This window comes from Oleiagrimonas citrea, from assembly GCF_012395255.1.
In the GTDB taxonomy this organism is placed as follows: domain Bacteria; phylum Pseudomonadota; class Gammaproteobacteria; order Xanthomonadales; family Rhodanobacteraceae; genus Oleiagrimonas; species Oleiagrimonas citrea.
Genome location: NZ_JAAZQD010000001.1, coordinates 607743 through 631876 on the forward strand (window position 1 = coordinate 607743; position 24134 = coordinate 631876).

General features: G+C 67.4%; 25 protein-coding genes. 19 read left to right on the plus strand and 6 right to left on the minus strand.

The features are described from left to right. Window positions 1–2 precede the first annotated feature (2 nt). From ccoO to HF690_RS02710, 9 genes are read left to right on the plus strand one after another with little or no spacing between them, the layout of a single operon-like run. Window positions 3–617, plus strand: a complete 615-nt coding sequence (gene ccoO, locus HF690_RS02670) for a cytochrome-c oxidase, cbb3-type subunit II (RefSeq protein WP_113065203.1) — start codon at window positions 3–5, stop codon at window positions 615–617. Next, the gene (locus HF690_RS02675; protein WP_113065204.1) at window positions 614–766 is read left to right on the plus strand and encodes a cbb3-type cytochrome oxidase subunit 3; all 153 of its coding nucleotides are present in this window, start codon (window positions 614–616) and stop codon (window positions 764–766) included. Before ccoO ends, HF690_RS02675 begins: the two co-directional genes overlap by 4 nt. Then, complete coding sequence (ccoP, locus tag HF690_RS02680; RefSeq protein ID WP_168608346.1) at window positions 763–1668, plus strand: cytochrome-c oxidase, cbb3-type subunit III; 906 nt, start codon at window positions 763–765, stop codon at window positions 1666–1668. Before HF690_RS02675 ends, ccoP begins: the two co-directional genes overlap by 4 nt. Next, window positions 1665–1958: a hypothetical protein gene (locus tag HF690_RS02685; protein ID WP_113065206.1), complete on the plus strand. Its 294-nt coding sequence runs from the start codon at window positions 1665–1667 to the stop codon at window positions 1956–1958. The genes ccoP and HF690_RS02685 overlap by 4 nt, the downstream gene beginning before the upstream one ends. Continuing rightward, window positions 1955–3388 (plus strand): cytochrome c oxidase accessory protein CcoG, encoded by a 1434-nt coding sequence (gene ccoG / locus HF690_RS02690; RefSeq protein WP_168608347.1) that lies wholly within the window; start codon window positions 1955–1957, stop codon window positions 3386–3388. Before HF690_RS02685 ends, ccoG begins: the two co-directional genes overlap by 4 nt. Then, the gene (locus HF690_RS02695) at window positions 3385–3552 is read left to right on the plus strand and encodes a hypothetical protein (RefSeq protein WP_168184709.1); all 168 of its coding nucleotides are present in this window, start codon (window positions 3385–3387) and stop codon (window positions 3550–3552) included. The genes ccoG and HF690_RS02695 overlap by 4 nt, the downstream gene beginning before the upstream one ends. Window position 3553: 1 nt before the next feature. After that, entirely contained in the window at window positions 3554–5974 is a 2421-nt protein-coding gene (locus HF690_RS02700; protein ID WP_168608348.1) for a heavy metal translocating P-type ATPase, read from the plus strand. After that, window positions 5971–6135, plus strand: a complete 165-nt coding sequence (ccoS, locus tag HF690_RS02705; RefSeq protein WP_113065209.1) for a cbb3-type cytochrome oxidase assembly protein CcoS — start codon at window positions 5971–5973, stop codon at window positions 6133–6135. The genes HF690_RS02700 and ccoS overlap by 4 nt, the downstream gene beginning before the upstream one ends. Further along, window positions 6132–6854 carry a sulfite exporter TauE/SafE family protein gene (locus tag HF690_RS02710; RefSeq protein WP_113065210.1) on the plus strand — a complete coding sequence of 241 codons (723 nt, stop codon included), beginning with the start codon at window positions 6132–6134 and terminating at the stop codon, window positions 6852–6854. The genes ccoS and HF690_RS02710 overlap by 4 nt, the downstream gene beginning before the upstream one ends. Window positions 6855–6858: 4 nt before the next feature. On the opposite strand, the gene fnr is transcribed toward HF690_RS02710, so the two are convergent. Next, window positions 6859–7626, minus strand: coding sequence for a fumarate/nitrate reduction transcriptional regulator Fnr (gene fnr / locus HF690_RS02715; RefSeq protein WP_240601800.1), 768 nt, complete (start codon window positions 7624–7626; stop codon window positions 6859–6861). A gap of 145 nt (window positions 7627–7771) precedes the next feature. On the opposite strand from fnr, the gene HF690_RS02720 reads away from it, so the two are divergent. The 7 genes from HF690_RS02720 (at window position 7772) to HF690_RS02750 (ending at window position 16240) form a co-directional block, all read left to right on the plus strand. Next, a complete protein-coding gene (locus tag HF690_RS02720) occupies window positions 7772–8443 on the plus strand; it encodes a GNAT family N-acetyltransferase (RefSeq protein WP_240151533.1) in 672 nt (223 codons plus the stop codon). A gap of 64 nt (window positions 8444–8507) precedes the next feature. Beyond that, the gene (mfd, locus tag HF690_RS02725) at window positions 8508–11969 is read left to right on the plus strand and encodes a transcription-repair coupling factor (protein WP_168608349.1); all 3462 of its coding nucleotides are present in this window, start codon (window positions 8508–8510) and stop codon (window positions 11967–11969) included. Window positions 11970–12120: 151 nt separating this feature from the next. Next, on the plus strand, window positions 12121–12513 hold the full coding sequence (locus HF690_RS02730) for a hypothetical protein (RefSeq protein ID WP_168608350.1): 393 nt from the start codon (window positions 12121–12123) through the stop codon (window positions 12511–12513). A gap of 117 nt (window positions 12514–12630) precedes the next feature. Beyond that, complete coding sequence (locus HF690_RS02735; protein WP_168608351.1) at window positions 12631–13182, plus strand: hypothetical protein; 552 nt, start codon at window positions 12631–12633, stop codon at window positions 13180–13182. Window positions 13183–13254: 72 nt separating this feature from the next. After that, window positions 13255–13944 (plus strand): DUF4396 domain-containing protein, encoded by a 690-nt coding sequence (locus tag HF690_RS02740; protein ID WP_168608352.1) that lies wholly within the window; start codon window positions 13255–13257, stop codon window positions 13942–13944. Window positions 13945–14000: 56 nt separating this feature from the next. Continuing rightward, window positions 14001–14489 carry a GFA family protein gene (locus tag HF690_RS02745; RefSeq protein WP_168608353.1) on the plus strand — a complete coding sequence of 163 codons (489 nt, stop codon included), beginning with the start codon at window positions 14001–14003 and terminating at the stop codon, window positions 14487–14489. A gap of 191 nt (window positions 14490–14680) precedes the next feature. Next, window positions 14681–16240, plus strand: coding sequence for a M4 family metallopeptidase (locus HF690_RS02750; RefSeq protein WP_113065218.1), 1560 nt, complete (start codon window positions 14681–14683; stop codon window positions 16238–16240). 246 nt (window positions 16241–16486) lie between these two features. Here HF690_RS02750 and egtD read toward each other — a convergent pair whose 3' ends face one another. Continuing rightward, window positions 16487–17458, minus strand: coding sequence for an L-histidine N(alpha)-methyltransferase (gene egtD, locus HF690_RS02755; RefSeq protein WP_168608354.1), 972 nt, complete (start codon window positions 17456–17458; stop codon window positions 16487–16489). Continuing rightward, window positions 17455–18729 (minus strand): ergothioneine biosynthesis protein EgtB, encoded by a 1275-nt coding sequence (egtB, locus tag HF690_RS02760; protein WP_240151534.1) that lies wholly within the window; start codon window positions 18727–18729, stop codon window positions 17455–17457. Before egtB ends, egtD begins: the two co-directional genes overlap by 4 nt. Before the next feature lie 153 nt (window positions 18730–18882). Between egtB and HF690_RS02765 the strand changes: the two genes are divergently transcribed. After that, the gene (locus tag HF690_RS02765; protein ID WP_168608355.1) at window positions 18883–19347 is read left to right on the plus strand and encodes a GNAT family N-acetyltransferase; all 465 of its coding nucleotides are present in this window, start codon (window positions 18883–18885) and stop codon (window positions 19345–19347) included. A 60-nt stretch (window positions 19348–19407) separates the two neighbouring features. Here the strand turns inward: HF690_RS02765 and HF690_RS02770 are convergent, their stop codons facing one another. From HF690_RS02770 to HF690_RS02780, 3 genes are all read right to left on the minus strand, one after another. Continuing rightward, complete coding sequence (locus tag HF690_RS02770; protein WP_113065221.1) at window positions 19408–19827, minus strand: hypothetical protein; 420 nt, start codon at window positions 19825–19827, stop codon at window positions 19408–19410. 69 nt (window positions 19828–19896) lie between these two features. Beyond that, complete coding sequence (rlmKL, locus tag HF690_RS02775) at window positions 19897–22026, minus strand: bifunctional 23S rRNA (guanine(2069)-N(7))-methyltransferase RlmK/23S rRNA (guanine(2445)-N(2))-methyltransferase RlmL (protein ID WP_168608356.1); 2130 nt, start codon at window positions 22024–22026, stop codon at window positions 19897–19899. After that, entirely contained in the window at window positions 22023–22544 is a 522-nt protein-coding gene (locus tag HF690_RS02780; RefSeq protein WP_168608357.1) for an alpha/beta hydrolase, read from the minus strand. The genes rlmKL and HF690_RS02780 overlap by 4 nt, the downstream gene beginning before the upstream one ends. Before the next feature lie 86 nt (window positions 22545–22630). Between HF690_RS02780 and HF690_RS02785 the strand changes: the two genes are divergently transcribed. After that, window positions 22631–23197, plus strand: a complete 567-nt coding sequence (locus HF690_RS02785) for an N-acetylmuramoyl-L-alanine amidase (RefSeq protein ID WP_168608358.1) — start codon at window positions 22631–22633, stop codon at window positions 23195–23197. Window positions 23198–23248: 51 nt separating this feature from the next. Then, a complete protein-coding gene (locus tag HF690_RS02790; protein WP_113065225.1) occupies window positions 23249–24121 on the plus strand; it encodes an acyl-CoA thioesterase in 873 nt (290 codons plus the stop codon). The last annotated feature ends 13 nt before the right edge of the window (window positions 24122–24134 follow it).

Below are 24134 nucleotides of genomic sequence, written 5' to 3' on the forward strand. Positions count from 1 at the left end.
CCATGCTGCATGCAAAGATCGAGAAGAACGTGGGCCTGATGGCCGTGCTGATCGCGGTCGCGATCAGCTTCGGCGGCCTGGCCGAGATCGTGCCGCTGATGTTCGAGGCCAACGCCACCCAGCCCGTGCCCGGTCTGAAGCCGCCCGCCGCGCTGCAACTAGCCGGACGCGACATCTACGTCCGCGAAGGCTGCTACAACTGCCATTCGCAGATGATCCGCACCCTGTCGTTCGAGACCCAACGCTACGGCCACTACTCGGTGGCCGGCGAGTCGGTCTACGACCATCCGTTCCTGTGGGGCTCCAAGCGCACCGGCCCGGATCTGGCCCGCGTCGGCGGACGCTACAGCGATGACTGGCACCGCGTGCATCTGATGAACCCGCGCGATGTGGTGCCGGAGTCGAACATGCCCGGCTTCCCGTGGCTGGCCGAACGCACGCTGGACGCGAAGGAAGTCGCCTCGCACATGCGCGCGCTGCGCAGCATCGGCGATCCGTACACCGACGCCGACATCGCCGCCGTTCCCGCTGCGGTCAAGGGCAAGACCGAGATGGACGCCCTGATCGCCTACCTGCAAAGCCTGGGCACGCACGGCCCGAAGGAGGACACGCCATGATTTCCGGCATCCTGACCGCCCTGCTCATGATCCTGTTCATCGGGGTCGCCGTCTGGGCCTACAGCGCACGGCAGAAGCCGCGCTTCCGCGAAGCCGAGATGCTTCCGCTGATTGAGGACACGCGCGCCACGAAGGAGGATCAGGCATGAGCACCTTCTGGAGCATTTTCGTGATGGTCCTGGTGACCATCAACGTGGTCGGCGCGGTATGGCTGCTGTTCGGCAACGCCAAGAGCGACCCGAGCGAGACCACCGGCCACACCTGGGACGAGAATCTGACCGAGTACAACAAGCCGCTGCCGATGTGGTGGATCGGTCTGTTCGTGCTGTCGGTCGCCTTCGGCATCGGCTACCTGGTGCTCTACCCGGGCTTCGGCGCGACCAAGGGCAGCCTCGGCTGGAGTTCGGTGAAGCAGCACGACGCCCACGTGGCCGAGGCCAACGCGCGCCTGGAGAAGCTGTTCGCGCAGTTCCGCGACATACCGATGAACAAGCTGGTCGACGATCCCAAGGCGCTGAGCATCGGTCACAACGTGTTCGCCAACAACTGCGCGATGTGCCACGGCTCGGATGCGCGCGGCGCACGCGGCTTTCCCAACCTGACCGACGACGACTGGCTGTACGGCGGCGATCCGCAGCAGGTCATCACGACCATCACGCACGGCCGCAACGGCGTCATGCCGGCGTGGGGCGCGGTCGCCGGCGACCAGGGCGTGACCGAGTTGGCCAACTACGTGCGCGAGCTGTCCGGGCAGTCCCACGACGCCACGCTCGCCACGGCCGGCAAGGCGCGCTACATGACGCTGTGCATCGCCTGCCACGGCCCAACGGGCAAGGGCAACCAGGCACTCGGCGCGCCGAATCTGACCGACAACACCTGGCTGTACGGCGGCGACCTGGCGACCATCGAGGCCACCATCCGCAACGGCCGCAACGGACAGATGCCGGCCTGGGACAAGACCCTCGGTCCGGACCGCATCCGCATGGCCGCGGCATGGGTGCTCGCGCAGTCGCAGCAGGCCCCGGCCGACACGGCGGAGGCGGCGCAGTGATCGCGCCACGCGTATCCGCGTCGACGTCGCGTCTGCCGCTCGCGGCACGCGTCGGCGCGGTGGCGTGGCCGTCGTTCTTCGCCGCCGGGGTCGCGACCATGGTGTTCTTCGCCGTCGTCGATCCCGACCGTCTGGCCACGATCACCTGGCCGACGCTGAACGTGAGTCGCGGCGTCGGCTACACGCTAGGCTTCTTCATGTTCTGGGTCTGCACGCTGGCCTCGAGCCTGTTCACGTCGCTGCTGCTGAAACCGCGCGGCGACGTTCCGGTGGATGACGAGAACGCATGAACGAACGCATTCCCCTGCAGTTAGTCGACGGCGACGAGGGCACCCTCTACGCGCGCCAGCCCAAGGTCTACCCGCGCGAGATCAAAGGCCGCTTCCAGCGCCTGCGCAACGCCGCCGTGCTGTGGCTGCTGGGCATGTTCTACGTGTTTCCGTGGCTGAACTGGGACGGTCGGCAGATGGTGCTGTTCGACCTGCCGCACCGCAAGTTCTACATCCTCGGTCTGACCTTCTGGCCGCAGGACTTCTTCTTCATGGCCTGGCTGCTGATCATGGCCGGGCTGTCGCTGTTCTTCTTCACCGCCCTCGCCGGCCGGCTTTGGTGCGGCTACGCCTGTCCACAGACGGTATGGACCGAGGCGTTCCTGTGGATCGAACGCAAGATCGAAGGCGACCGCAACCAGCGCATGCGTCTGGACAAGGCGCCGTGGGGCGCGAAGAAGTTCGCGCGCAAGGGCCTCAAGCAGCTGGCGTGGATCGCCTTCGCGCTGTGGACCGGTTTCACCTTCGTCGGTTTCTTCACGCCGATCCGCGAACTGGCCGGCGAAGTCGCGCACTTCGATCTGGGCGGCTGGGAGATGTTCTGGATCGCGTTCTACGGCTTCGCCACCTACGGCAATGCCGGCTTCCTGCGCGAACAGGTCTGCAAGTACATGTGCCCGTACGCGCGCTTCCAGGGCGCGATGTTCGACCGCGACACGCTGATCATCAGCTACGACGAACCGCGCGGCGAGGATCGCGGTCACCGCAAGCGCGGCACACCGAGCGTGCTGGACTGGGCGGACAAGGACGGCGAACGTCCCGCGCTGGGCGACTGCATCGACTGCCAGGCCTGCGTGCAGGTCTGTCCGACCGGCATCGACATCCGCAACGGCCTGCAGGTCGGCTGCATCGCCTGCGCGGCGTGCATCGACGCCTGCGACGCGATCATGGACAAGATGGCGTACCCGCGCGGGCTGATCCGCTACACCACCGAGCACGCCATGGAAGGCAAGCCGAGCCGCGTGCTGCGCGTGCGCACACTGATCTACGCGACCGTGCTGCTGCTCCTGGCCGGCGCCTTCGCCTGGAGCATCGGTCATCGCAGCATGCTGCTGGCCGAAGTGCTGCGCGACCGCAACGCACTGTGGCGCGCGGGACCCGCCGGCAGCGTGGAGAACAGTTACACCCTGAAGTTGGTCAACAAGAGCGACCAACCGATGACGCTGACCCTGAGCCTGGACGGCGACACGCCGCTGGTGCTGGTCGGCCGCCAGCGTCTGGACATCGCCGGCGGCGAAGTCGCCTCCGTGCCGGTCACCCTGCGCGCGCCGGCCGGCAGCGTGCACGGCCGGCAGCGCGTGACGCTGCAACTGAACTCCACCGACCCGAACGCCTCCCAGCCCGTCGCCGACGTGACGACGGCCTTCTTCGCACCGAGTGATTCGCCATGAACACACCCACGCTCCCCTGGTACCGCGTTCCCGAGGTCTGGCTGATGATCGTGCTGCTCAGCGCGGCCGTGGCCGGCGGCATCACCACGCTGGTGATCGCCGAACGCCTGCCGGACGCGCAGATCCACAACCCGAACACGCAGGGCCGGCTGCACGGCCACTGACATGACGCAGGCCTGCTTCCACTGCGGCGAGCCGGTGCCGTCCGACTGCACCCTCACGGTGCGGGCGAACGGCGTCGACGCGCCCGTCTGCTGCCGCGGCTGCGAGGCCGCGGCGACGTGGATTCAGGGGCTGGGCCTGTCCGACTACTACCGTCTGCGCAGCGAACCCGCCGAACGCGCCGAGCCGCTGGCCGACTTCAGCGCCTGGGACCGACCGGCCATGGCGCGGCTGCATGTGCGCATGCACGCCGACGACCGCGCCGAAGTCGTGGTGCTGGTCGACGGCATGCGCTGCGCCGCCTGCGGCTGGCTGATCGAACGCGCATTGGGTGCCGAATCTGGTGTGTGCGAGGTCGGCGTCAACGCGCCGGCACGCCGGGTGCGGCTGGTGTTCGATCCGCGCGACACGCCGCTGTCGCACCTGCTCACGGCACTGGCGCGACTCGGCTACGACCCGCATCCGCTGGACCTGGCCGCACTCGACGCGCTGCGTCAGCGCGAGAGCCGCGACGCGCTGAAACGCCTGGTGGTCGCCGGACTCGGCACCATGCAGGCGATGATGTACGCGGTGGCGCTGTACGCCGGCCACTTCGACGGCATGGATGTCGCCACGCGCGACTTCTTCCGCTGGCTCGGCTTTCTGGTCACGACACCCGTGGTGCTGTACGCCGCCCGCCCCTTCTTCGCCGGCGCGCTGCGCGAACTACGCGCGCGGCATGTGTCGATGGACACGCCGGTGGCGCTGGCCATCGCACTGATCTACCTGGCCAGCCTGATCGCCACGCTCGGCCGCGGCGGCGAGATCTACTTCGATTCGGTCAGCATGTTCGTGCTGTTCCTGCTCGGCGCGCGCTATGTGGAAATGCGCGCCCGCCATCGCGCCGGCGATCTGGTCGATGCCCTGGCCCGTCTGCAGCCCGCCACCGCCGAGCGGCTGATCGACGGCGACCGGGTGGAAACCGTCGGCGTGCACGAACTCGAGACCGGCGATCGCGTGCGCGTCAGTGCAGGCGCCGGTGTGCCCGCCGACGGCGTGCTGCTGGACGGGCCGTGCCAGGTCGACGAATCGCTGCTCACCGGCGAGTCCACGCCGCGTCGCCACGTGTCCGGCGACACGCTGATGGCCGGCACGCTGCTGCAGGACGGGCCGGTACAGGTGCGGGTGACCCAGGTCGGCGCCGATACGGTGCTGGCCGGCATCGTGCGCATGATTACCCGCGCGGCCAGCGACAAGCCGGCGCTGGCGCGGGCCGCCGACGCACACGCGCGTCGCTTCGTCACGCGCACGCTCGCCCTGACCGTGCTAACCGCGCTGGCCTGGAGTGTGTTCGATCCCTCGCGCGCCTTCGACGCCGCCATCGCGGTGCTGGTCATCAGTTGCCCCTGCGCGTTCGCGCTGGCCGTGCCGGCAGCGCTGACCCGCGCCGTCGCCGTGCTCGCCCGGCGCGGCGTGCTGGTGGTCGACGGCGACGCGCTGGAACGGCTGGCCGGCGTCGACACCGTCGTGTTCGACAAGACCGGCACCCTGACCGTGCCCAGGCTGGATCGCGCACGGAGCGAGGCCGTTCGCGGCGAACTCGAGCATGCACTGCATATCGCCGCCGCACTCGAACAATCCAGCACGCATCCGCTGGCGCGCGCCCTGCGCAGCGCCGCCGACGAGGCCGTTCTACCGACGGTCCACGATCGCCACGATACCGCCGGCTGCGGTGTCGAGGGCGTGATCGACGGCGTGCGTTACCGCCTGGGCCGTGCCGACTGGACCGGCGAAAGCCGCGGCGACGAACGTCTGGTGCTGCGCGACGAACGCGGCACGCTCGCCCGCTTCGCCCTGCGCGAGTGCCCACGAACCGAGGCCGCCAGCACCGTGAGCGTCCTGCGTGAAGCCGGTCTGCGGGTGATCCTGCTCAGTGGCGATCGCCGCGCGCGCGTGGCGCGCATCGCCGAAGCGCTGGGCATCGAGACCTGGCGTGCCGAGGCCACGCCGACCGACAAGCTGGACAACCTGAAACAGCTCCGCCGCGAAGGCCGTGTCGTGGCGATGGTCGGCGATGGCATCAACGACGCCCCCGTACTGGCCGGCGCCGATGTCGCCATCGCGCTGGGCAGCGGTGCGGCGCTGGCCCAGGCCAGCAGCGGTCTGTTGCTGGCCGGCGACCGACTGGATCGGCTGCTGGACGCGCGCGCGGTCGCGCGGGAAATGCTGCAGGCCACCCATCGCAACCTGCGCTGGGCCATCGGCTACAACCTGGCCGCCGTGCCGCTGGCTGCATTCGGACTGGTGCCGCCGTGGCTGGCCGCCATCGGCATGTCCGCCAGTTCGCTGCTGGTGCTGCTGCAATCACTGCGCATCGGTCGTCATGTGTCCACACAGGCCACGACGAAGTCCGTCGCGCCGACTCCCCGCGAGGCGCTGGCATGAACGTGATCCTGCTGCTGATTCCACTGAGCATGGTGCTGCTGGGCGCCGGCGTCTGGGCCTTCTTCTGGGCGGTCAATCACGCGCAGTTCGACGACCTCGACACGCCGGCGCTGATGCCGCTGTCCGACGATGCGCACCCGGACGAGGACACGGACGCATGACCGGCGCCCTGACCATCGCCGCCGCCGCGCTGCTGGGCCTGGCCGGCTCCGGGCACTGCGCGCTGATGTGCGGCGGCATCTCGCACGCGCTGGGACTGGCCACGCAACGGCGCCCCGACGGCCGCCCCCGTCGCGCCTTGCTGCTTACCTACCAGTTCGGTCGCATCAGCGGCTACGCCCTGGCCGGCCTGCTGCTCGGCAGCGTCGGCGCCGCGCTGTACGGATGGCTGGACGACGCCACGCTGCGGCTGGGGCTGCGCGTGCTGATGGCGACGGCCTTCGTCGTCATCGGTGTCGGCCTGTGGACGGGGCGGGGCGTGCTCGACCGCATCGCCGGCACGCGCGTGTGGGCCTGGCTGTCACCGCGAATGCGTCGTCTGCTGCCCGTCGACAGCCTGCCCAAGGCCTGGATGCTGGGACTGGCTTGGGGCTGGATGCCCTGCGGTTTCGTCTACACCGTGCTGCTTCTGGCCTGGACCAGCCTGGACCCGTGGAGCAGCGCCGCCACCATGGCCGCGTTCGGTCTCGGCACCCTGCCCGCGGTGCTGGGGGTGTCGCTGGGCGCGGATTTCCTGTCGCGCACGGCCGGCGCGCATCTGCGGCGCGGTACCGCCGTGGTCATGCTGGGCATGGCGGCGCTGACGCTAGCCGGCCCGTGGCTGGCGCCGCTGGGCATGCCCGACGCCCTGTTGCCGTTCGACTGTGTGGCGCGCGGCTGACCGCTCAGGAGGACGAGGACGCGGACTTCTGCGTGTCCGTCGGCGTGTCGCCGCCGTGCGCCATCGCGCGCAGCGCATCCATGTCGCGGATGCGGACGATGCGGCGTTCGACCTCGAGCACGCCCGCCGTCTGGAACCGACCCATCAGACGGCTGACCGTCTCGATCACCAGCCCCAGGTAATTGGCGATGTCCTGCCGCGACATGCTGAGGTTCAACTCCAGCGGATCCAGACCCAACCGCTTGCGCCGCTCGGACAGGCTGTGCAGGAAGATCGCCAGTCGCGCCGGAGCCTGACGCCGCCCCATCATCACCATGTGTTCCTGCTCGAGCGCGAACTGATCGCTCATGACCCGGTACAGCTGCTGCTGCAGACCGGGCAGTTTCGACGCCACCACCGACAGGTCGTTGAACGGCACTTCGCACACCGTCGAGCGTTCCAGCGCCTCGGCGCTGCAGCGGTGCCGCTCGGATGGCAGCGCATCCAGCCCCAGCAGATCGCCGGGCAAATGGAAACCGAGCACCTGATGGTCGCCGTCGGGCAGATCGACATACGTCTTGAACGAACCGGAGCGCACGACGTAGAGCCTGGCATGCGAGCTGCCGGTATCGAACAGCGTCGTGCCGCGATCGGTCGGCTTGCGCTGCTGCACCAGATGGTCCAGACGGGTCAGGTCGTCGGCACCGATCGACGCCGGCAAACACAGCTGCGCCAACGCACAGGACCCGCAGGACTTGCGCAAGGCATTGAAATCGATGACCTCTGTAGCCACAGCGGACTCCCTGACCGCGGATGCTTCCGTCACCATAACGATTTCGCGCGCATCCTGCCACGATCGCTTGCTCGCACCTGAACGTCGCACCCTCTACATCTTCCGCCCGGTAGACACCCTCGACCCGGACCCTCAGACTATACGCATGAGTATGGTCAACGTCTTGCGAAGCGAACGCATCGTGCCCGTGCCGGCGCAGGCCACGCCCCTGCCGCCTCGCGGACGCGCCCGCTTCGGTCAAGCAGCGGACGAATCCGAGCGCGCGAAAGGCGAGCAAGTCCGTCTCGACGACGGGCGCACGCTCTACCTGCGCCCGATCCGTCCCGACGACGTCGACGCCGTGCGCCGCTGTTTTACTCGCCTGCATCCAGACGAAGTACGCATGCGCTTCATGCAGGCCATGCGCGAGCTGCCGCTGCCTCTGGCCAGACGGCTATGCACGCTGGACCCGGCCGAGGCTTCGGCCTACGTACTGATGGACGAGACCTGCAACCCCGCCGAACTGCGCGGCGTCGGCCGCATCCACCTCGATGCCGCCACCCACAGCGCCGAATTCGCGGTCCTGGTCGAGCGCGCCTGGACCGGCAAGGGGCTGGGCCATCTGCTGATGTTGCGCCTGATCGAGGAATGCAAACGACGCGGCCTCGAGGAAATCTGGGGCTACGTGCTGGTGGACAACCGGCCGATGCTCGATCTGTGCCGAGAACTGGGCTTCCGCCACCGCCTGTCGGTCGACGATCCCGGCATGCGGCTGCTCAGCCTCGCGCTCGATGGTGCGTCCGAGCCGGTTTCGCGCCCCACGGAACGCGACTGCTAGAATCGACCTCTTTCCTTTACGCGCTGGCCGCCCGAGCGACCGGCGCTGTCCTGCGTTGCCGAACATGCCCACAGCACTGATCCAGCCGCCCCTGCCGACCACCCCGAAACAGCGCCGCTTCTGGAGCGCGCCGGACGGCGCCTCGATGGCGCTGGCCGTCGTCGCTGCCGCTCGCGAGCACGAAGGCTTGGTGGTCGTCGCGGTGCGCGACAACCTGCGCGCGCACCAGCTGGAGCAGGAACTGGAGGTCTTCGCCGGCGATCTTCCGGTGCTGCATTTCCCGGACTGGGAGACCCTGCCCTACGACCTGTTCAGTCCGCACCCTGAGATCGTGTCGCGGCGCATCGCCACGCTGTACCGCCTGCCGACCGTGACCCGGGGCGTGCTGGTGGTACCCGTCTCCACACTGATGCAGCGCCTGGCGCCACGCAGCTATGTCGCCGGCAGCGGCCTGTCCATCCGCGTCGGCCAGACGCTGACCATCGCCGACGAACAGCAACGCATGGAAGCCGCCGGCTACCGCCACGTGCCGCAGGTTGGCGATCCGGGCGAGTTCGCGGTGCGCGGCGCATTGATCGACATCTTCCCGATGGGCGCGGCCGAACCGTACCGCATCGAGCTGTTCGACGAGGAAATCGAATCGATCCGCAGCTTCGATCCGGAAACCCAGCTGTCCGCGCACAAGGTCGAATCGGTGGAACTGCTGCCGGCGCGCGAGTTCCCGCTGACCGATCACGCCACGCGCGATTTCCGCAACCGCCTGCGCGAGCGCTTCCCCATCGACGTGCGCCGCTGCCCGGTCTACCAGGACATCAAGCAGGGCGTCGCACCGGGCGGCATCGAGTACTACCTGCCGCTGTTCTTCGAGACCACCGAGACGCTGTTCGACTACCTCGCCGACAACGCGCTGTTCGTGCTCGGCGAACGCGCCCTGGAGTCGTCCGACGCATTCTGGACGCAGGTCGGCGAGCGCCACGAACAGCGCGCGCACGACATCGAGCGCCCGATCCTTCCGCCCGAGGATCTGTACCTGCCGCCGGACGCGCTGCGCGAACGGCTCAATCGCCAGTTGCGCGTGGAACTGGTCGACAAGGATCATGAGCACGCCCGTGCCCTGGGCACGCAACCGGCGCCCTCGCTGCCGCTCAACACGCGCGGCGAAGAGGCCGGCGAATCGCTGAAGCGCTTCCTCGATGCCTATCCGGGCCGCGTGCTGATCGCCACCGATTCCGCCGGCCGGCGCGAGGCGCTGTATGACCAGCTCGGCACGTTCGGCGTGCATCCGCAGCCCGTCGACGGCTGGCGCGCATTCGCCGAGACCGAAGGCGACGACGCGCCGAAACTGGCGATCACCGTCGCCGAACTGGAACAGGGCTTCGCACTGACCCAGCCCGCACTGACGGTGCTGACCGAGCGCGAACTGCTGGGCGAACGCGTGCGCCAGGAGCGTCGCGGCCGCCGCACCGCCACGCGCGATCCCGACACCATCATCCGCGACCTTACCGAGCTGGAAATCGGTTCGCCCATTGTGCATCTCGACCACGGCGTCGGCCGCTACCGCGGACTGACCTCGCTGGACGTCGGCGACACCGCCAACGAATTCCTGGTCATCGAGTACGCCAAGCAAGCCAAGCTCTACGTGCCGGTCGCACAGCTGGGCCTGGTCAGCCGCTACACCGGCACCGCGCCGGAACTGGCACCGCTGCATTCGCTGGGCGGCGACGCCTGGGAGAAGGCGCGCAAGAAGGCCGCCGAGAAAGTCCGCGACGTGGCCGCCGAACTGCTCGCCATCTACGCCCAGCGCGAGGCGCGCAAGGGCGCGGCGATGCCCATCGACCGCGTGATGTACGCCGACTTCGCTGCCAACTTCCCGTTCGAGGAAACGCCGGACCAGCGCAACGCCATCGAAGCCGTGCTGAACGATCTGGCCGCGCCGAAACCGATGGACCGCGTGGTCTGCGGCGACGTCGGCTTCGGCAAGACCGAAGTCGCGCTGCGCGCCGCCTTCGTCACCGCCGCCGCCGGCCGTCAGGTCGCGGTGCTGGTGCCGACCACCCTGCTCGCCCAGCAGCACTACCAGAACTTCGCCGACCGCTTCGCCGACTGGCCGATGCGGGTCGAGGTGCTGTCGCGCTTCCGCGCCAAGAAGGACGTAGACGCCGCACTGAAAGGCATCGTCGATGGCACGGTCGACATCATCATCGGCACCCACAAGCTGTTGCAGAAGGATGTGAAGTTCAAGGACCTGGGTCTGGTCATCGTCGACGAGGAACAGCGTTTCGGCGTGCGTCAGAAGGAAGCGCTGAAGAAGCTGCGCGCCGAGGTCGACCTGCTGACGCTGACCGCCACGCCGATCCCGCGCACGCTGAACATGTCGATGAACGGCCTACGCGACCTGTCCATCATCGCCACGCCACCCGCACACCGCATGGCGGTGAAGACACTGATCAGCGAATACGATCCGGCGCTGGTGCGCGAGGCCGTGCAGCGCGAACTGGCGCGCGGCGGCCAGATCTACTTCCTGCACAACAACGTCGAAACCATCGAGCGCACCGCGCGCGAACTGGAAGACCTGCTGCCCGACGCCCGCGTACGCGTGGCCCACGGCCAGATGCCCGAGCGCGAGCTGGAGCAGGTGATGCTGGACTTCCATCGCCAGCGCTTCCACATCCTGGTCTGCACCACCATCATCGAGACCGGCATCGACATTCCGACGGCGAACACCATCGTCATCGACCGCGCCGACCGCTTCGGCCTGGCTCAGTTGCACCAGTTGCGCGGCCGCGTCGGCCGCTCGCATCACCGCGCCTACGCCTACCTGATCGTACCCGACCGCAAGGCCATCAGCGCCGACGCGCAGAAGCGTCTGGAAGCACTGGCCTCGCTGGAGGAACTCGGCGCCGGCTTCACCCTGGCCACGCACGACCTGGAAATCCGCGGCGCGGGTGAACTGCTCGGCGACGAACAATCCGGCCAAATCCAGCAGATCGGCTTCGGCCTGTACACCGAACTGCTGGAACGCGCGGTCAAGGCGCTGCGCAGCGGCAAGGTACCCGACTTCGATCTCACCGCCGACCACGAAACCGAGGTCGAACTGCATCTTCCCGCGCTGATCCCGGACGACTACCTGCCCGACGTGCACACGCGCCTGACCCTCTACAAACGCATCGCCAGCGCCCGCGACACCGATGCATTGCGCGAACTCCAGGTGGAAATGGTCGACCGCTTCGGTCTGCTTCCCGATGCCGTCAAGCAACTGTTCGCGGTGACCGAGTTGAAGCTGCGCGCCACGCCGATGGGCATCCGCAAGCTCGAATTCGGTCCCGTGGGCGGGCGCATCCTGTTCCAAGAGAAACCCGAGATCGATCCGATGGCGATCCTGCGCCTGATCCAGGGTCAGCCGCGCGTGTACAAGCTCGACGGCCAGGACAAGCTGCGTATCACGCTGGACCTTCCGGGCGCCGCCGAACGTCTGCGCACCGCACACGATCTGCTGGACACGCTGGGCGCGCGCAAAGCGGCCTGATCCACACGCAGCGCCGGAATCTTGAACGCAAACTGATCCGCCGTCGCCGCTTCGCCGAATCCTGCCTGCCGCATGCGGTCCAAAGACACGCGTGCGGCAAGCCCGAAGCATGCCGCACGCATCTCCCCCCGATTCGCAAGGAGCGTGTGCCATGTTCACGAAACCGATGCCTCGTTCGCTTTCTCTCGTCCTCGGACTGGCCTTGGCCGGCGTCGCCGCCGGCGCGATGGCGCAGGGTGCCCCCGCCGCGTCCGACCACGCGACGAACGGACCCGCCATGAAATCATCGTCCTCGCAGCCGGCGATCTACCACACCCGGCAGGGCACACTGATCGTCAAGAGCTCGATGCCTGCACCGCCGAAATACGGCCCGGCCCCGACCTTCGCTGCGCTGGACAGCAACCACAATGGCCGCCTGAACGCCGAGGAAGCCAATGCGTATGCACCGTTGGCCAACGACTTCCTGTACGTGAGCCACGGCACCAAGACGATCTCGCGCGGCGCCTATCGGCGGTGGGTGCACCAGCGCTCGACCACGTCCTGATCCGAGCGCGGCGAGGCCTCGCGGACACGGTCGCAGTCATGGCAGCCGTGTCCGCGTGCTTGCACCCCAACGCATGAACCCGCATGGTAGGGACACCCGAACCGAGCGGAGATGCTCATGCGTCCTGCAAGCCTGTTCGCCGCATTGTTCCTGTGCGCGCCGGTACTCGCGGCGGCGCCCGCAAAACCGCCCCGACCGGCCCTGCTCTCTGATCACGATCTCGGCAAGACCTGCGCGGCACCTGTCTTCCGCCAGTTCGACTTCTGGCTCGGACGCTGGCACGTGACCAACCCCGCCGGTGTGACCGTCGGGCACAGCCGTATCACGCGCATCTCGCGGGGATGCGCCATCCGCGAACAATGGTTCGGACGCAAATCGACCGGCAACAGCCTCAACTACTACGACGCCGGAACCAAACAGTGGCACCAGGACTGGGTCGGCAGTGGCGGCCAGGTACTGCATCTGCACGGTCGCCTGCAGGGCGCGTCGATGGTGCTGACCGGCACCCGCAAGGACAAGCGAGGCCATGTGCGCGACCGCATCACCTGGACGCCGCTGAACAGTGGCCGCGTGCGCCAGCACTGGGAGATCTCCCGAGACAGCGGCACAAGCTGGAAGACGATTTTCCTCGGCACCTACACGCGCGCAACGACAAACGGCACGCTCTGACACCGGCCAATTCACCGCAGATTGCACGGCTCCGCGCTAGCCTGTCCGGTGGTTTTTGCAAAGGAGTCGCACATGCCTTCCTGGCTGATCCTCCTGGCCGAATGCTCCCTGGGTCTCGCCATCGCCTGCGCGGTCTGGATCGCGTGGGATATCGTCCGCGGCTATCGTCAGCACATGGCGATCATGAATCTGGTCTGGCCCATCACCGCGCTGTATGCCGGCCCACTAGCCGTGTGGAGCTACCTGCGGGTCGGTCGACGGCACAGTCCGCGGGGGCGTCGCGAAGCCGAGGATCGCGGGAAGGCCGATCGTGAACCCGGACGCCTCCAGCACGCCGCGCTGGCCGCGACGCATTGCGGCAGCGGCTGCACCCTGGCCGACCTATTGATTGAATCGGCGCTGATCGCCCTGCCGCTGACGCTCTTCGGCAGCGAGGTCGCCGCCGCGTGGACGCTGGACTATATGTTCGCGTTCGCCATCGGCATCGCGTTCCAGTACTTCAGCATCCGGCCGATGAGCGACGAGCCGCCGATGGCCGTGCTGAAGGCTGCCGTGAAGGCCGACGCGCTGTCGCTGACGTCCTGGCAAATCGGCATGTACGGATGGATGGCCATCACGCTGTTCGTGCTGTTCCCGGCCGGACTGCCGAAGACGGGCGCGATGTTCTGGTTCATGATGCAAATCGCCATGTTGGCCGGTTTCGCCACGGCGATGCCGGTGAACGCCTGGCTGCTCAAGCGCGGCATCAAGGAGCCGATGTAGTGACTCCGGCCGCCGCGCCCGCAGCCATCCGCCCACCCCGACGACGGAGACGCGACATGAAACTGGAAGGTTCCTGCCACTGCGGAAGCGTGCGCTTCAGCTGCAAGGCCTATGCGCCGGTCCCGTACATGCACTGCTACTGCTCGATCTGCCGCAAGACAGCCGGTGGCGGCGGTTACGCGATCAACCTCGGCGCCTACGCGGAGAGTCTCAAGGTCGAGGGTCGCGAGCATCTCGCGGTCTATCAGGCCGTGATCCACGACGAGCACGGCGACACCCGCACCAGCAGCGGCCAGCGGCACTTCTGCAGGTTGTGCGGTAGCGCGCTGTGGCTGTACGACCCGACCTGGCCCGAGCTGGTCCACCCGCACGCCTCCGCCATCGACACACCGCTGCCCGAAGCACCCGAGCGAGTGCATATCCAGCTCGACTCGAAGGCTTCCTGGGTGCCGGCCCCCGAGGGGCCGCACGATGCACACTTCCCGGAGTACCCGGATGAATCGCTGCGCGAGTGGCATCGACGGCACGGCCTTCTGGACGACTGAGCGCCTCGGAAAACCTACTCAATCTGAGGAGTTGCGGTGCAGCGTGACGCTCACCGCATCGTCATGTCATGGTGATTTCGTTCGTACCGCGGAGCGCAGGGAACGCCCCGCATCAGCGACGAACAGGTCGCGGTCGTGCTGGGGAGCAGGGGGAGACGGCCGCATCTTTCGGATTGGGAGGAAATCCATACATGTTGCAGAAAAAAGTTGCCTGCGCCGTGCTCGGCGCACTGGGTATGTTCGGCCTTTCGATGGCGTCCGCCGCACCGGGGAACGTGCGCATGGGCGCGATGGGTCACGTCAACGATCGCGGCCTGGCGCAGGGCATCGGCCTGAGCGCCGATGCGTCGCTGATGCCGGCGCAGTCCGCGCGCACCGCGCACGGCACCCTGAAGACACGTGAGCACCAAATGTTCCGCGGCGTGCCCGTGTACGGCCGCAGCGTTGTCGTCGAACGCGATGCGTCGGGTGCGGTGATGAGCGTGACCGGCCATGTCGCCCACGGTCTGGGCCTCGGCCTGACTTCGATGCGTCCAGGCCTGAGCAGCGACGACGCCGTGCAGCGCCTGCGCAATCATGTCGGCCTGCTGCCGCTGGGCATCGGCGTCAACGGCGTGCGCGATGCCGACCTGCGCAACGTGCAGAGCAAACTGTTCGTCTACGCCGAGGGTGCCAAGCCGCGTCTGGCCTACCTGACCTCGTTCTTCAACGACAGCACCGGCAAGCCGATGCGTCCGATGGCGCTTATCGACGCCAACACCGGCGACGTCATCGAGAGCTGGGACGGCCTCACCACCAAGGGCAAGCCCGGCGGTGGCGGCAGCACTGGCGGTTCGCCTTCGACGGCGACCGGCCCCGGCGGCAACCAGAAGACGGGTCAGTACTTCTACGGTACCGACTACGCCGCATTGCAGGTCCAGCAGTCCGGCAGCACGTGCTACATGCAGAACGACAACGTGCAGACCTACGACATGGGCCAGAGCCGCAACCGCGTCACGCTGTGGACCTTCGCTTGCTCGTACAGCGACGGCGACGGCATCAACGGCGCGTACTCGCCGATCAACGACGCGCACCACTTCGGCGGCGTCGTGCACGACATGTACAACGACTGGTTCGGCGCCCCGCCGCTCAACCAGGTGCTGAAGATGTACGTGCACTACAACCGCAACTACGAAAACGCGTTCTGGGACGGCTCGGAGATGGTGTTCGGCGACGGCGCCAGCCATTTCTATCCGCTGGTGTCGCTGGACGTGACCAGCCACGAAATCAGCCATGGCTTCACCGAGCAGAACTCGGGCCTGCAGTATTCCGGCCAGTCCGGCGGCATGAACGAGGCCTTCTCGGACATGGCCGGCGAAGCCGCCGAGTACTATGACCGCGGCAGCAACGACTTCGAGGTCGGTGCGGACATCGTCAAGCCGGGCACCAGCCTGGGCAACGCGTTGCGCTACATGTGCAACCCGACCCAGGACGGCGCGTCGATCGACAACGCGGCGGACTACTACAGTGGCCTGGATGTGCATTACTCCAGCGGCGTCTACAACAAGGCGTTCTGCGATCTGGCCAAGACCGGCGGCTGGAACACCAAGATGGCCTTCGAGGTGTTCAAGCGCGCCAACGAGCTGTACTGGACGTCGACCGCGACGTTCAACAGCGGCGCCTGCGGTGTGGAGACCGCCGCTGACGACTACGGCTACTCGCGCAGCGACGTGACGGCCGCCTTCGCCGGTGTGGGTGTGAGCTGTCAGTAAGTCCTGTCTTCGACGTCAGGATGAAAAGGGCCGGCGCCATGCCGGCCCTTTTCTTTTGCCTCCGGCACGGCCTGCCGCGCGAGGAAGTCGAATGCAGGATGGCCTGCCCGCCCATGCGCACCGGCTGCCTTACCGTCGATCATCACACTGCAAGAAACGCGATGGTCGACGCAGACGGTGTCTCGAGGAGTGCTCGATCAAGCTCGTGACTTCGGACGCCCCTGCGTGACGCGCGGCCCCGTGCGATCAGGCCGCCACCAGATACTGCAGACTGAAGAGCTCGTCCGGATCGGTCCAGACCCGTTCGACACGCAGTCCGGCTTCGCCGGCCAGCCGCGCAAAGGATTCGCGGGAATACTTGCAGCTGTATTCGACGAGGATCGATTCGCCGGCATCGAAGTGGAAGGCGCGCCCCTCGATGTGCACGTCCTGCTTACGCAAGCTGTCGATATGCGTCTCGATACGCTCGGTCTGCGGATTGAAGCGCGCCCGGTGGGCGAATCCGTCCACGTCGAAATCCGCGCCCAGTTCACGGTTGATGTGCACCAGCATGTTGAGCGTGAAGGCGGCGGTCACGCCAGCCGCGTCGTTGTAGGCTGCCTCGATGATCGCGGGGTCCTTGAGCAGATCGACGCCGACCAACGCCGCACCGTTCTCGCCCATTTCCTCGCGCATCTGCCGAAGCAGGCGCACCGCCTGCGAGGCCTCGAAATTGCCGATGGTCGAACCAGGGAAATAGATCACGGTCCGACGCTGTTTGCGATCCGGGATCGGCAGTTCGATGGGCTGCGTGAAGTCCGCGCACACCGGCAGCATCTGGATCGACGGATGGTCGTCGGCCAGGCGTTCGACGCTGGCCATCAGCGCGCTGCGCGAGATCTCCACCGGCATGTACGCCACCGGCGCATGCAGGTGCTCCAGCAGCAGACGTGTCTTGATGCCACTGCCGCTGCCGTATTCCACCAGCAGCACTTCGGGTCCGAGCGCATCGGCGATCTGCGACAGATGCTCGCGCATCAGAGCCAGTTCGGCGCGCGTCAGGTAGTACTCCGGCTGCTCGCAGATGCGCTCGAACAGGCGCGAGCCGCGCGCATCGTAGAAGTACTTCGAGGACAACTGCTTGGGCTGTCGCGAGAGTCCTTCGAGCACGTCGCCGAGCATGTCGTCGGCACTGGGCTGGAGATCATGGAGTTGCACGTCCAAGGCGGCGGATGTCATGCGTCGCGTCCCAGTCGGATCCCGCTGAACTGCCAGCGGCTGGCGGGATAGAAGAAATTGCGGTAGCTGGCACGGATGTGGTCGCCCGGCGTCACGCAGGAACCGCCGCGCAGCACCCACTGACCGCACATGAACTTGCCGTTGTACTCGCCCAACGTGCCCGGCAGCGGGCGGAATCCGGGATAGCTGACGTACGGGCTGGACGTCCATTCCCAGACATCGCCGAACAGCTGCAGCGGTGCGTCCTCATCGGCGTCGTCTGGCGCCGCGCACGGTTGCAGCAGGCCGCGATCGCGCAGATTGCCCTGCCCCGGATCGCGGTCGGCGGCCAGTACCTCCCACTCGGCTTCCGTGGGCAGTCGCGCGCCGGCCCAGCGCGCGAAGGCATCGGCTTCGAAATAGCTCACGTGCGCCACCGGCGCGTGCGGATCGAGCGCGCGCAGGCCGCCGAGCGTGAAAGCGCTGTCCAGGTCCTCGCTCCAGTACAGCGGGCGGTTCCAGCCTTCGCGCTGCACCGTATCCCACCCCTCGGACATCCACAGCGTCGGCGTGCGGTAGCCGCCGTCACGGATGAACTCGATGAATTCGGCATTACTGACCGGGCGCTGCGCGATGGCGTGCGGGTGCAGCAGTTCTCGATGACGCGGCCGCTCGTTGTCGTAGGCGAATCCATGCGCCGGCGCGCCGGTCTCGACAAGTCCCTCACGTCCGCGCAGGAAGCGCTGCGGGCGCGCGCGGCCGCGCGGCGGTTCGGGCAGCTCGGCATACGCGGGCAACAGCGGATTGCATGCGAACAGATGCTTGATGTCGGTCAGCAGCAGCTCCTGATGCTGCTGCTCGTGGTGCAGACCGATAACCACGATCGCGGCAGTGTCCTCGTCCACGCCGGCTTGCAGTCGCTCGCGCATGCACGCATCGACGTGGCGACGGAAGTCGACCACCTCCAGCAGACTCGGCCGCGTGATCAGGCCACGCTGCGGCCGCGCATGCATCGGACCGGCCGACTGGTAATAGGAATTGAACAGGTAGTGCCAGTCCGCGTGCATCGGCGCATAGCCGGGATCGCGGCAGAGCACGAATTTCTCGAAGAACCAGGTGGTGTGCGCCAGATGCCATTTGGCCGGACTGGCGTCGGGCATGGACTGTGCGACCGTATCCTCGGGCGTCAGCGTGGCGCACAGCGCCATCGTCGCATCGCGCACCCGCGCATACCGCGCGTCCAGTGCTTCGATAGGCTCCATGCCCTGGGGCGATTCGGGTTGGGCGTTCATCCGATACGCTCGCTGCGTGCATCCACCGGATGCGCGTTCGATGACCCTACCAGAGCCGCGAAGATGGCACAAAAGCCTCGACAGCAAAACGCGAAACACCTTCGCGCACGCGAACCGTTACGCTCGAAGACATCCGCAAACCGGAGCTTCGCCATGCCGCACACCCTACGCATCCGCCAGGGGCTGCTCGACGACCTCGACATCCTCGCACCGCTGTTCGATGCCTACCGCCGCTTCTACGAGCAACCGGCCGACCTCGACGCCGCACGTCGTTTCCTCCACGAACGCCTGGCCCTGCGCGAGTCGGTGATCTTCGTGGCCGAACGCGTCGAGACTTCGGACAACCAGGCACTCGGTTTCACGCAGCTGTACCCGGGATTTTCCTCGGTGGCGGCGCAGCGTCTCTGGATTCTCAACGACCTGTTCGTGATACCCGAAGCACGCGGTCAGGGCGTGGGCCGCGCGTTGCTCGAACGTGCCCGCGAGCATGCGGGCCGCACCGGCGCCTGTCGCGTGACGCTGTCCACCGCCAACGACAACACCGGCGCGCAGCGACTGTACGAAGACGTCGGCTACCTGCGCGATACCGATGTGCACTACGCCCTGCCGGTCCCATGAGCGACGCATAAAAGAAAAGCCCGGCCATGCCGGGCTTTTCGTGCAGCGCTGCGACGATCTTCAATCGTCGTCGTACGAATCGTCGTGACCGATGTAGCGTGTCTGGTACGGATCGCTGTAGACCGTGCGCTGTTCGTAGACCCGCTCCACCGGACGGTCGCGATAGATCACGCGAGTGCGCGAGTACGTCACCGGAGGATTGTCGTAGTACACGACGCGCGGCTGACTGGCCTCGACCACCAAGTGCGTCAAAGCGCCCAGTACCACGGCACCGGCCACCCACCGCCCCACATGGTCGCGATGGCGATGGTAGTAGTAGTGATGCCCGTATCCGCCGTGATAGCGCACGGCGTGACCGTAGTGCCCACGGTAATGGTGGTATCCGCCATGACGACCATGACCGGCGAATGCGCTGGGCGCGCAAGCCAGCGCGGCGACGGCCGCGGCGCATACGATCGATTTGAACAGGGGCGTGGTCATGTCGGTTCTCCGCAATCTGGAGTCAGCGTGGTGCTTCGCTCCTGAATCGATACTGAAAAGTGCAGGCCTTCAGGCGTGTCGCTTCAGAAGCCAGCAGCCGTGGATATCGGCGCGGCGCGCGAAGTCGAAGGGAATCGACTGTGCACTCCAGTCCTGGATCGCGAAGGTTGCCGAAAGCGCTTCCACATCCAGCTTGAATCGCCTGAAATTATTGGAGAAAACGATCACACCACCGTCCTCGAGCCGCGCCGCGCACGCCTGCAGAAGCGCCACATGGTCGCGCTGGACATCGAAGTCCTCCTCGGTTCGCTTGGAGTTGGAGAAGGTCGGCGGATCAACGTAGATCAGGCCGTAGCGGCTGCGATCCTCGCGCACCCAGGCCATGGCATCGGCCTGCGCCAGCCGGTGCGCCTCGCCGGTGAAGCCGTTCAGCGCCAGATTCTTCGAGGCCCAGTCCAGATAGGTCCCGGACAAATCCACGCTGACCGTCTCGCGCGCGCCGCCCGCCGCGGCGTACACCGAGGCCGTGGCGGTATAGGCAAACAGGTTCAGGAAGCGCTTGCCCGACGCCAGTTCGCGCAGCTTGGCGCGCACCAGGCGATGATCGAGGAACAGGCCGGTGTCGAGATAATCGGTCAGGTTGACCAGAAAGCGCAGGCCGCCCTCGCCCACTTCGATCATCTCGCCGCGCTGATCGAACTGCCCGTACTTGGAACCGCCCTTGCCGCGACGGCGCTGCTTCACCGCGATGCGTTCACGTGGCACCTCGAAGACTTCCGCCGCGGCGCGCACGGCCTCGCGCACACGCCCGGCAGCCACGTGCTCGGGCACATCGGCCGGCGCGCGATACTCCTGCAGGTGCAGCCAGTCTTCGTAGACATCGATGGCCAGCGCGTATTCCGGCAGATCCTGATCATAGGCGCGGTAGCAGGTGATGCCCTCGCGCATCAGACGCTTGCGCAGATGCTTGAGGTTCTTGCGCAGGCGGTTGGCCAGCATCTGCGCCGAGTCGGACAAGGGCTTCGGCGCCGGCGGCGGAGCGTCGGCGGCGCGCAGCGAGAAGGTGACCAGCGTGGTTTCCAGCGCGCCGTTGTACAGCGCGTAACGCTTGTCCGCGCGCACACCCAGCGCACTGCCGAGCGCGGCGTCACCGCACAGCACCGCAGCGTGCCAGCCGGGATAGCGTTCGCGCAGCACCGTGCCGAGTTCGTGGTACAGAGCCGGCAGCCGTTCGCGATCGCCGAGCCGCTCGCCGTAAGGTGGATTGGTCACGATCAGGCCACCGGCATCGTCGGCCGCCGGCGGCAAATGCGCGACGTCATGGCGTTCCAGCCGCATGAACCCGGCCACGCCCGCCGACTGCGCGTTGCGCACGGCGATGCGCAGCACGCGCTCATCGCGGTCGCTGCCAAAGAAACAGGGACGCAGTGCCCGCAGTCCCTCATCGGCGCGTGCCTGCGCGTCGTCCTTCAGACGCTGCCACAGCGCCGCGTCATGACCACGCCAGCCGAGGAAGCCGAAGTAGTCACGATGCAGGCCCGGCGCGACATCGGCCGCCATCCAGGCCGCCTCGATCAGCAGCGTGCCGGAGCCGCACATCGGGTCGACCAGCGAACCGCCCTCGGCGTAGATCCGCGGCCACTGCGCACGCAGCAGAATGGCCGCGGCCAGATTCTCCTTCAGCGGCGCCTCGCCCTGCCCGCTGCGCCAGCCGCGCCGATGCAGCGGCGCGCCGGACAGATCCAGCGACAGCGCCGCGCGATTGCGCTTCAGGCGCAGGTGCACGCGCACATCCGGTCGCTCGGTGTCGACCGAGGGACGCGTGCCCAGCTCCTCGCGGAACTGGTCGACGATGGCGTCCTTGACCCGCTGCGCGGCGTAGCGGTTGTGCCGAACCGTGCTGCGCGAGACCACGGCATCCACCGCCAGCGTGCCGTCCGCCGCCAGATGCGGCGCCCAGTCGACCCCGCGCACGCCGTCGTACAGCGCCTGCTCGTCGGCGGCGTCGAACTGCATCAGCGGCCACAGCACGCGGCTGGCCAGGCGCGAATGCAGGCAGGCGCGATAGGCCATTTCCAGATTGCCCTCGACATGCACGCCGGCCAGCGCCTCGCGCGCCGATGTCGCACCCAGGGCCAGCAACTCATCGCGCAGCAGGTATTCCAGACCGCGCGGACAACTGACAAAGAAATCGCTCACGCCGAGAGTCGCTCCAGGAAGAGGCGGAACTGCTGCTCGATCACGGCCACGTGATCAGACAGGCGATGGCCGTCGGCAACCAGCAGGGCCGGCATGCCGACGCGGTCGGCGAAGGCCAGCGCGGCGTCGGCCGGGCACAGGTCGTCGGCGAAACCGTGGATCAGCATCGACGGCACGTCGCGCGCCATGTCGAACTGCGGCTCCACGCCGGGGATGCCGATCGGCAGGGCCAACAGGAACAGCGCGCGACACGGCGCACGCAGCGAGGCCAGCCCGGACACGAACGCGCCCATGCTCGAACCGACCAGGATCGGCGGCTGCGGCGCGGCATGGATGCGTTCCAGCAGACGCTCGACGCGCGGCGCGACCGAAGCCTGCTCGCCCAGCTCGTCGCAGTCGCGATAATCCGGCCGCTCGGTGGAATAGCCCAGCGCCTCGGCGGTCTCGGCCAGCACGCTGACCTTGGTCGCCTGCGGTCCGCTGCCGGTACCGTGGGAAAGAATGACGTGGCCGCGCATGAGCGCTCCGATACGATGAACAGATCGCCCATTGTAGCCGCTGCCGCCGCCATGACGCGGCGCTGGCTGCATGCGACACTGCGCGCATGCCTTTGCCGCCTCCGCACATCCACGACCAGCCCCTGCCCTACGTGGCCAAGCTCGACGAGCGCCCGGCCAGCGCCGTCGATCTGGTGGTGATCCACTGCACCGAACTGCCCGATCTGGCCACCGCGCGCCGCTACGGCGAAAAAGTGCTGTACGCCTCGGGCACCGGCAACAGCGGCCATTTCTACATCGACCGCGATGGCCAGGTGTACCGCTACGTGCCGGGCACGCGGGTCGCCAACCACACCCGCGGCTACAACGAGCGCTCGATCGGCATCGAACTGGTCAACAGCGGCCGTTATCCGGACTGGCTCGACAGCCGCCACCAGACCATGACCCAGCCCTACACCGCCGCGCAGATCGCCAGCCTGCGCGCGCTGCTGGGGCAGTTACGGCACGACTATCCGAACCTGCGCTGGATCGCCGGACACGAGGACCTGGACACCACCCTGGTGCCGGCCAGCGACGATCCGTCGATCCAGGTCCACCGCAAACTCGACCCCGGCCCGCAGTTCCCCTGGCCGAAGGTGCTCGAGGGCCTGTCCCTGCAGCGCCTGCATCCCTGAGCGCGGCCCCGCCCCGCTATACTTGCGTCCATTCCCGCACCCGGATTCCGCATGAGCAACACGCACGTCGGCGAGCTGATCGAACTGCTGCGCCTGGAGCGCCTCGAAGACAATCTTTTCCGCGGCCAGAGCCGCGACATCGGCACCCGCTTCGTGTTCGGCGGACAGGTACTCGGCCAGGCGCTTTCGGCGGCACAGCAGACCGTCGAACCGCACCGCCATGCCCATTCGCTGCATGCCTACTTCCTGCGCGCCGGCGACATCAACGCACCGATCGTGTACTCGGTCGAGCGCGCGCGCGACGGGCACAGCTTCTCCTCGCGGCGCATCGTCGCCATCCAGCACGGCAAGCCGATCCTCAACTGCGCCGTGTCGTTCCAGATCGAGGAAGAAGGCTTCGAGCACCAGACCTCGATGCCCGAGGTGCCCGCGCCCGAGGACATCGCACCGCAGGACCCGCTGCCGCCGGAGGAATTCGCCAAGCTGCCGGTGAAGCTGCAACGCTGGCTCGGCGCCGACCGCCCGTTCGAGTTCCGCCAGGTCTGGCCGCGCGATGAGATGCATCCGGCCAAGCGACCGCCCTACCAGCACATCTGGTTCCGCCTGACCGCGCCGGTGCCCGACGCCACGGCCGATCAGCAGCGCGCGCTGCTGGCCTATGCCTCGGATTTCCACCTGATCGGCACCAGCACGCTACCGCACGGGATTTCCTACATCAGCCACAACGTGCAGATGGCCAGCCTCGACCACGCGATGTGGTTCCACCGCCCGTTCCGCGTCGACGAGTGGCTGCTGTACTCGTTCGACAGCCCGACGGCGCAAGGTGCGCGCGGCCTGGCGCGCGGCATGATCTTCCGCCGCGACGGCACGCTGGTGGCCTCGACCGCGCAGGAAGGCCTGGTGCGCCTGCGCGACGACGACTGAGCCACGGAGTATC

Coding starts and splice junctions, on each gene's coding strand:
- HF690_RS02770 (WP_113065221.1), bottom strand. CDS start 19,827: ATGACCACGCCCCTGTTCAAATCGATCGTATGCGCCGCGGCCGTCGCC.
- HF690_RS02700 (WP_168608348.1), top strand. CDS start 3,554: ATGACGCAGGCCTGCTTCCACTGCGGCGAGCCGGTGCCGTCCGACTGC.
- mfd (WP_168608349.1), top strand. CDS start 8,508: ATGCCCACAGCACTGATCCAGCCGCCCCTGCCGACCACCCCGAAACAG.
- ccoP (WP_168608346.1), top strand. CDS start 763: ATGAGCACCTTCTGGAGCATTTTCGTGATGGTCCTGGTGACCATCAAC.
- ccoG (WP_168608347.1), top strand. CDS start 1,955: ATGAACGAACGCATTCCCCTGCAGTTAGTCGACGGCGACGAGGGCACC.
- HF690_RS02790 (WP_113065225.1), top strand. CDS start 23,249: ATGAGCAACACGCACGTCGGCGAGCTGATCGAACTGCTGCGCCTGGAG.
- HF690_RS02745 (WP_168608353.1), top strand. CDS start 14,001: ATGAAACTGGAAGGTTCCTGCCACTGCGGAAGCGTGCGCTTCAGCTGC.
- HF690_RS02720 (WP_240151533.1), top strand. CDS start 7,772: ATGAGTATGGTCAACGTCTTGCGAAGCGAACGCATCGTGCCCGTGCCG.
- HF690_RS02785 (WP_168608358.1), top strand. CDS start 22,631: ATGCCTTTGCCGCCTCCGCACATCCACGACCAGCCCCTGCCCTACGTG.
- HF690_RS02750 (WP_113065218.1), top strand. CDS start 14,681: ATGTTGCAGAAAAAAGTTGCCTGCGCCGTGCTCGGCGCACTGGGTATG.
- ccoS (WP_113065209.1), top strand. CDS start 5,971: ATGAACGTGATCCTGCTGCTGATTCCACTGAGCATGGTGCTGCTGGGC.
- HF690_RS02765 (WP_168608355.1), top strand. CDS start 18,883: ATGCCGCACACCCTACGCATCCGCCAGGGGCTGCTCGACGACCTCGAC.
- HF690_RS02780 (WP_168608357.1), bottom strand. CDS start 22,544: ATGCGCGGCCACGTCATTCTTTCCCACGGTACCGGCAGCGGACCGCAG.
- HF690_RS02740 (WP_168608352.1), top strand. CDS start 13,255: ATGCCTTCCTGGCTGATCCTCCTGGCCGAATGCTCCCTGGGTCTCGCC.
- HF690_RS02695 (WP_168184709.1), top strand. CDS start 3,385: ATGAACACACCCACGCTCCCCTGGTACCGCGTTCCCGAGGTCTGGCTG.
- egtB (WP_240151534.1), bottom strand. CDS start 18,729: ATGAACGCCCAACCCGAATCGCCCCAGGGCATGGAGCCTATCGAAGCA.
- HF690_RS02730 (WP_168608350.1), top strand. CDS start 12,121: ATGTTCACGAAACCGATGCCTCGTTCGCTTTCTCTCGTCCTCGGACTG.
- egtD (WP_168608354.1), bottom strand. CDS start 17,458: ATGACATCCGCCGCCTTGGACGTGCAACTCCATGATCTCCAGCCCAGT.
- HF690_RS02710 (WP_113065210.1), top strand. CDS start 6,132: ATGACCGGCGCCCTGACCATCGCCGCCGCCGCGCTGCTGGGCCTGGCC.
- ccoO (WP_113065203.1), top strand. CDS start 3: ATGCTGCATGCAAAGATCGAGAAGAACGTGGGCCTGATGGCCGTGCTG.
- HF690_RS02735 (WP_168608351.1), top strand. CDS start 12,631: ATGCGTCCTGCAAGCCTGTTCGCCGCATTGTTCCTGTGCGCGCCGGTA.
- HF690_RS02675 (WP_113065204.1), top strand. CDS start 614: ATGATTTCCGGCATCCTGACCGCCCTGCTCATGATCCTGTTCATCGGG.